This window comes from Candidatus Arsenophonus triatominarum (assembly GCF_001640365.1).
Classification (GTDB): Bacteria; Pseudomonadota; Gammaproteobacteria; order Enterobacterales; family Enterobacteriaceae; genus Arsenophonus; species Arsenophonus triatominarum.
The window spans coordinates 1-7,069 of record NZ_LWMI01000086.1 but is presented as its reverse complement, the minus strand read 5'-3'; the positions used below and the strand labels follow the sequence as shown (position 1 = coordinate 7,069).

The 7,069-nt window shown below is 40.0% G+C and carries 7 protein-coding genes and 4 pseudogenes; all 11 read right to left on the bottom strand.

The genetic code is table 11. The features are described 5' to 3' along the window. Positions 1–1,250: 1,250 nt before the first annotated feature. A pseudogene (locus tag AYJ55_RS27485) lies at positions 1,251–1,689 on the bottom strand (phage head-binding domain-containing protein); the annotation flags it as partial. Between the two features lie 71 nt (positions 1,690–1,760). Beyond that, complete coding sequence (locus AYJ55_RS34240) at positions 1,761–2,021, bottom strand: hypothetical protein (RefSeq protein WP_063658067.1); 261 nt, start codon at positions 2,019–2,021, stop codon at positions 1,761–1,763. 35 nt (positions 2,022–2,056) lie between these two features. After that, a complete protein-coding gene (locus tag AYJ55_RS34235) occupies positions 2,057–2,278 on the bottom strand; it encodes a hypothetical protein (protein WP_245677569.1) in 222 nt (73 codons plus the stop codon). 146 nt (positions 2,279–2,424) lie between these two features. Next, positions 2,425–3,266: pseudogene (locus tag AYJ55_RS36595) on the bottom strand (DNA transfer protein); the annotation flags it as partial. A 139-nt stretch (positions 3,267–3,405) separates the two neighbouring features. Then, a complete protein-coding gene (locus AYJ55_RS34215) occupies positions 3,406–3,888 on the bottom strand; it encodes a hypothetical protein (RefSeq protein WP_245677565.1) in 483 nt (160 codons plus the stop codon). 2 nt (positions 3,889–3,890) lie between these two features. Beyond that, positions 3,891–5,201, bottom strand: coding sequence for a phage DNA ejection protein (locus tag AYJ55_RS30240; RefSeq protein ID WP_162505785.1), 1,311 nt, complete (start codon positions 5,199–5,201; stop codon positions 3,891–3,893). A gap of 11 nt (positions 5,202–5,212) precedes the next feature. Continuing rightward, entirely contained in the window at positions 5,213–5,821 is a 609-nt protein-coding gene (locus AYJ55_RS23890; protein ID WP_063657748.1) for a lipase chaperone, read from the bottom strand. Then, positions 5,799–6,189: pseudogene (locus tag AYJ55_RS23885) on the bottom strand (DUF2824 family protein). The gene AYJ55_RS23890 and the pseudogene AYJ55_RS23885 overlap by 23 nt, the downstream one beginning before the upstream one ends. Positions 6,190–6,297: 108 nt before the next feature. Next, a complete protein-coding gene (locus AYJ55_RS34210) occupies positions 6,298–6,576 on the bottom strand; it encodes a hypothetical protein (RefSeq protein ID WP_245677564.1) in 279 nt (92 codons plus the stop codon). Between the two features lie 72 nt (positions 6,577–6,648). Continuing rightward, complete coding sequence (locus AYJ55_RS34205) at positions 6,649–6,915, bottom strand: hypothetical protein (protein WP_245677563.1); 267 nt, start codon at positions 6,913–6,915, stop codon at positions 6,649–6,651. After that, a pseudogene (locus AYJ55_RS36590) lies at positions 6,905–7,069 on the bottom strand (packaged DNA stabilization protein); the annotation flags it as partial. The gene AYJ55_RS34205 and the pseudogene AYJ55_RS36590, both read right to left, overlap by 11 nt.

Below are 7,069 nucleotides of genomic sequence, written 5' to 3'. Positions count from 1 at the left end.
TATCTGTATGCTGTACCCGAATCAGGCAAAAAGCAGGGCTCTAAATATTTATCATTAATTACGTCTATATTCACCCAATTATTTGGTGATAGTCTTCGAATATCGCCAGTATAAATACCTGTATTAAAGAAAAGTACCCCACTAGATGAATCTTGATAACTAAGATATGCCGAATTGAAGACCTCCCTTGATGCATCCATTTTTAAATTTTTGACAGTTAATCGTCCATGAGACATAGAATAAAACAATGAATTATTACCAGATGGAATTGTTAATGGCTGTTCATTACCTGTAAGTAATGACATCGAATGCCAGGGGCCATTTTTCCCCGTTGAATTAACTATATCTTTTTGCTGTGCAAATGACTCTGATATCTCAAGAGCAGCATTTTGCAAGAGTACGTGAATTCCTTCCCATGCTTCAATTCCTAACCTCATGTTATTACCATCACCATTCAACATTGTCACCGCAATTGCTGTCTCGTTTGTACTATCATAGTTCCCCTGACCTACAACTGCTCCCTCAATATAGCCAGTAAATTCAGAATAACCACAACTTCTCAATACAAGGCCAAAAGGACACGCATCAATTTCTACTCGCAAATTAAAACTTGTATTTCTATTATTTGGAGGAGAAAGATTCTCAGGCGTTGGTGTCACGGGATCTGCATAAAAACCCTTATGACATGAGTCTATGCGAATTGTACCTTTTGTTCCCCAGCATGAATATCCAAATACCCCATACTCACAGTCATTGACGGTAACGTCTATTTCAGCCTTAATAGCATAATTAAGATGTAATCCGATTCTGCCAGTACTCTTAGTGGGAGATCTTCTTGGTAATCCATACGTAAGCTTAAATCCTTTGAAAACCACTCCGCGTATAAATTCATCTGCACTACCTGCTGTTGTAGCGTTCATTACTCTTACGAAGCAGTCTTGTCCGAATGGCGGTGAGACGACATTAATGGTACGCTTTATTGTTGTGCCTCCAGAGTCAGTTTGTGGGTTGATTCCAGCTTTCCATTTTGAATTTACACCTATGCTTAAATAGTCGAATTTAAAATGATATTGAGCATATGAAGGACAATTAACTTCTGTCTTCCCTCTAGCATAATTCTCTGCTGCTTGGCATGCCGCCCAGTCAATGGTTTGATCTAATGAAGTTACGTGAGGGTAAACCGTTTGTGCTTCTTTTAATGTCTTAAATCGCTCAGATAGCGGGTGGACATTACCATCACCAATCGCACCAAATTGTTCAGGCGTAACATAATGCAACATCTGTTGCAGATTACCCGATGGCTGGACACCTATCATTGATGCACCATCGGGTTGTTTAAGCTTACCTTTAAATTGGTCAGGATCGTACTTTAGAATATTTGGAAAATAGAATTGTTGCGCACCATGGCTGTCATACACAACCATTGAATGACCTTCTACTGTGACAAACTTGGCAATTTGACCATTGTAAACTGGATAGCGGCTTGATTGATGATAATAGGTTGTGCAACAGGGACATGTGATCCGTCTTCATTCTCAAGATATACCTGAATCTGGTTCTCTGGGATGGTGGGATCCTATCGATTTTACCGATGTAAACCTTACCATTGCTTGCAGCAGCAAACTTTCTTCTTAAGGTGAATAATTGGCTTGGCATACTCACGACAACATTAGGCATAATATCTGACATTTTTTCTCCAGATAGAAATGAGGTGTATATTTATTAAATAATGGGATTTTATAAACTTTTAGATAGGATTGTTATTCGTTGTTGTTACTTTTTGTCATTCCACTCATCGTAGCAACAAACCCAAGTCTGGCCATTTGCTGGAACTCTTCACGACTCAGCGTATCACGAAGTACTCTCATTACGGCTTTATTTTTAACAAAGCGTCTTTCAGCAGCTTCAATGGCTGATTGACTCGCTCCAGCATTAACCGCTTTAGTTGCTTCCTGAATAGCTTTCTCTATTGCATATCTGCCACTACGTTTACTGGCTAAATTGGCAATACCAGAATACAAAGCAGAACTCGCTAAAGAACCTAATACAGAACCAGTTACTCCAGCTCCTGCATAGCCAGCAATAGCCCAACCGCTTTATTCTTGAGTGGGTCAGAAATAATTTGTAATATTTTTGGTAATTCACCATTGAGCGTTTTCAGGACGGGAACTGATCTTCCTGTATGTTCAATGCTTCTTAAAGGTTTTGACGCCGCTTTTGCTAATAAGCCATAAGCTTCTGTCAGTCTTCCAAGATCGGGTGAATATTGTCTAATCACATTAATGTTTTGTGGTGTAAGTATTGAAGCAATATGTGAAATTCCGCGCCTTCTGATTTACCCCCTCTCACACCTTGTGATGCTGCATCCTGCAATATTGATGCTATCGGTTGGTTCATGTTCATCCTTTGGAACAGATTTCATTATTTATGAAAATCTTTTAAACCTTTTTTCGATGAGCTTTGTAATGCAGAAACGCCTTTTGTGATTAGCGCATCATTTGATAGGTCTCTTCCAAAAATAGCTTCAGCATCTTTTTGGCGGTTATTCTTGCCTTAGATAATTCATTAGCTTTCGTCCAGTCTTCAAGAAACCACCCTGTTGTGCCATTTTCTGCATATCTTGTGTTATGGCTTGTCTAACTTCTCCAGCACGTCTGGCCGCATTTGCTTCACCTCTACGGCTATATTTTTCTGCTGCATCAGAAAATTTAGCTCTCCATGCTTTCATGCCATCAAACGTAATTCCCCTTTTTTATAAGCAGAAACAAATTGCTTCATTTCAGATGATAAAGGAACGCCAGCAGAATTTTCAGCTTGAACAACCGCATTGGCATTAGCCATTTTCATCTTTTGATTTGGCATTGTAGATCTAACATTATTCCAGGCTTTCCACTCTGCCTCTCTCATTTCATCTAGATTTGATATGACTCTTCCTTTAATCGCTGCGCTTTTTTCTGATGCCGTTCCAGATTCTGCACCTAATTCCTCTAAGTTTTTGTTCAACTTGCTTTTTATTTCATCAAATGCTTTCATGTGAGCATCTTGCACAATTCCTGGTGTTGAAGATAAAACTCCTTCAGTTTGCGCAATGCCTGTACTACCTGAACGCATACCTGGCGTTAAAGCATTATGTCAATACCCGTAACATCAGCTGCTTTAGCAACATCCGGATCTATTTTGGCGGCTTGTTCTGCTATTGATTCTCGTCCTGCTTCAGATCTGGCTAATTGTACAATATCATTTGCCGTGTTAATTTCAGTTGATGCTGGTGATGCTGTACGTTGCACAACTGCATTATAAGCTTTACCTAATAGCGGAGTAATCGCTCTCGTTAATCCACTACCAGCAACCCCAATACCCAAATCAGTCGCTAAATTTTGGCATTATCGCGCTGACTATTCTGTGCTAATGCCCTACACTATTTTCAGCCACCATATCCGCTAATTTAGTTGCACCACGCTCCAGTCTTCCCGCGTTGGTAACAGAACCTAATGCGGCTGCTGTTCTTTCTGCGCCAACACCAGGAATAAGATAAGGCCCAATTTCAGCACCCAATTTGGCATATGGATCTTGTGGTTTTAAATTATCAGGTAACTCTAATCGCTGTGTTGGTGTATAAGTACCATCGCCAATTCCTAACTGATTACCCGCCCACGAAGCTCCTGACATAAAAGCATCGGCAATTTCAGGGATAATATTCGCTACATTAACACCTGTTTGCAAAAGTCCTTTTCCTGCCTCAGTAATAGGATTACTATCTTGGTTTTGAGTAGATCGTCTTTGTTGAATTAATCCAGCAATTCGTTGAGCGCCAGTCTTATCGCCTGCTGAATCCGCATTTCTTAATGCAGTAAAAAGCTGTTCTTCTGAATAATCATTGATAGCCATGATTACCTCGATAAATATTTATTTAATAATTCATCATCTGAAATATTTGAACTATCAACATTCATCTTTTCGTTAGGCTCATCTTGCTTAAAATCCGGGTAAATTTGCTTGAAGTTAGCATTCAGCCTATTTTTGCTAGTATTTGCGTTTTTTATAATATTCTGCAATGTTTTTCTGAGCGCTTCTGGCGACTGTTTTTCACTCAAATTACCCAGTGAATTCTGCAATGAACCAAATTCTCGGTTAGTGGTATTCCCTAATCCAGCGGCACCATTGGCTGACAATTCTTTCATTGAGCTTAATGTTTGCAGTCCTATTTGATCTTTCAAATTGCTAATCTGTGCCGCTAAATCTGCTCTGACAGTACCAGGAATATTTGGCATTATACTTCCTGCCCCAACCGTCCATTCCAGATAGGGATTATCCAATATACTTTGCGCTTGTTGTGCCAATCTGTCTGCGTTGTCATTAATTGTATCAATGCGTTTTCTATCATTAATCGGGGCGACACGTTTTTTTTCAGTTGCTTCATCTATCTTTTGTTGATTAGCCGCAATTTGTTGCTCTAATGCTTGTTTTCGCAATTCGTTAGTCGAATTTTGTGCTTGTCGATCAAGTTTCTTGTTCTCAAGTTCTGCTCTTTTTATCTCTCTATCCAAGGCTGCATTTTGCGCAGAAATATTTTGACTTCTCATTGTTAAAGACTCACCTGCTCGGTTGCTGCGTTCTGTTTCAGCAAGTTTACCTCTGTCAATGTCACGACCTTCTTGTTTATCTTGAATATCAAAATATTTTTCTGGACCCAATGCATGCATACCAATTAAATCAGTCATCTGATCAAACTGTTTTGGGTCTTGCTTGTAGGATAAAAATGCTTCTTCTGGTGATAATCCCATCTGATTTAATATCGGTGCATTTTTCTGTAATGATGACATCAGTGATTGATCACCACTTTTTGCAGCAAGACGCAAATCCATGGCTGCTTGTCCAATAACCTGATTTCTGTCCTGGTCAATAAAACCCATCCCTTTTTGAATGCGTTCAATTTGTTCAGGATGAGCCACAGCAAGTTGCTTCATTGCGTCGCGATCATTAGCCGCATAAGCCGCACCGAAAGATTTCATAAAATCCGCTTCTGATTGCTGTTTTTCTCTTGCCTGCAAATTGTCATAAATTGAACCTATACCCTGTGCAAGCATAACACCCGTATTAGGACGTTCAGCATATTGTGGTACTGCTGGCAATCCTAGCCCTCCCGCAGTTTGATTCGATATTTGCATACTGGGTAATCCAGCAAGTTGAAACGCCGCCATAGAAACTCCAATTAAAATAAACTACCCAGTGCACCTAAACCACCACCAATTACAGCTCCCCATGGTCCGCTAATACTTGCGCCTGTTGCAGCTCCTGCCATGCCACCACCTAATGCTCTCTGCCATCCAGAAGGGCTACTTGCCGAAGCCGCATTTGCTGCTCCAATGTTCTGTAATAATTGACCGACATTATTAGCGTAATTTTGACCTGCTGAAGCTTGTCCGGTTGCTGCATTCATGCCAATGCCAACTAAATTACCGTAATTTTGCATCTGATTAGATAGAAAATTCTGCCCTAATGCTGGAGCGATAGATGCTAATTGATTACCTGTTGCCGTCGAACCTAAACCACCTGTCGCTTCGGCGGCATTTAAACTTTGGTACCTCGCTTGACTAGCCAAATCATTAAACTGTTGCGAATTATAAAAATTGTTCAATGCCTGTGCCTGTCCCTCTGGCGACATCAAATTTTGCAATTGATTTAACGCTGGCACCCCGACTCCCATGTATGGCGTTAAATTTTGCATTACACGTTGCCATTGGTCTCTTTGTAGATCTATTGCTTCACGTGATGCCCTAGCTTGTTCGCTTGCGCCGTTATCCCCACCGCCTCCACCCATCTTCTAACTCCTCTTTTGTTACCTGATACATTGTCATATTGATTTGTTGATTACCTGCCGTTAATGCATTATCAATCACACCGACTCTTCGCATGTTCATTAATTTGCAAATAATTTTCCCCCACGGGGTTTTTTCAGGAACATACGTAATCACGGTTGAAAATTGATATTATCCACCAACCATTTTGAAAATTTTTTTGTGGCTTCTAATGCATATTTTCCTCGAAAACCTGGATCAAACACAGGATGAATTTCAATTAACTTGTTGCGAATAATTCTATTGAAAAAAAACCAACCAGCATTAACCCTTCATAAACACCCACATAAAGCTGATTGTTCTTTAATTGATAATCCCCGTTATTTTCCATTGCATAACCGATCTTGCTTTTATCCATAAAAACCGCTGGAATTGTTGGATATTGTCAATAACTTTAATTTCCATCAGTCAATCAACCCGTGCGATCTTAACGCGTCTTCTAGTGCCTTGATGCGCTGGCGGATGCGATTAATGCATTAGCCAATGCATCAATTTCATCTTTTTTATACTTTTTTCCAATTGCGAAGGATTGATCTGCATCAAAAGCGTTCTTCAATGGAGTACCGATAGCGGGAGTAAATCCAATAACACGCTGACCAACCACTTTTGTACCGTTAACGGAATAAGCAGTGTTGACATTGAGGGATGATGATAAATTTTGCTGAGTCACTCGACTCAAGGAGACGTAATCAACGATAATTTCGGAATCTTTTGCCATCCAAGTCTTGTATCTTTATTTTAAGTCCGTTAACGTCGTTCTCAATATTAAGCACCCGAACCTCAAGACTTGCTAAACCTCCTCAGTTTTTGTTATCCTTTCCTCGTGATTCCCAAGGATAATATCTTGCTCTTCATTTTTAAGTTGCGCAGCATAAGCTTCATATCCTGAGTCGTTAGCTCTGTTAACGACTTTGCCTATATCCTCGGCACCACTTAAAACGATCCTACGATAAGATTCGCTGAAATTTGAAGGAAGGATATCAGGGGTGATATATGAACCTTGGACGCTGATTGGCTCCTTTAATCCTGGATTGCATATTGATTCGTCATTGTTCAATCCTTAGCGACATATTCGATAATGTCACAGGTGATTTAGTGATGATACGTATTTTAAACCAATATTTTTCTAACTCTGCAATTCTTCGCCAAATAACTCGCTGGTCATAACGAAACGGGAGTTTTGCTCTATTAATTGCTCTGCCATAATTGAT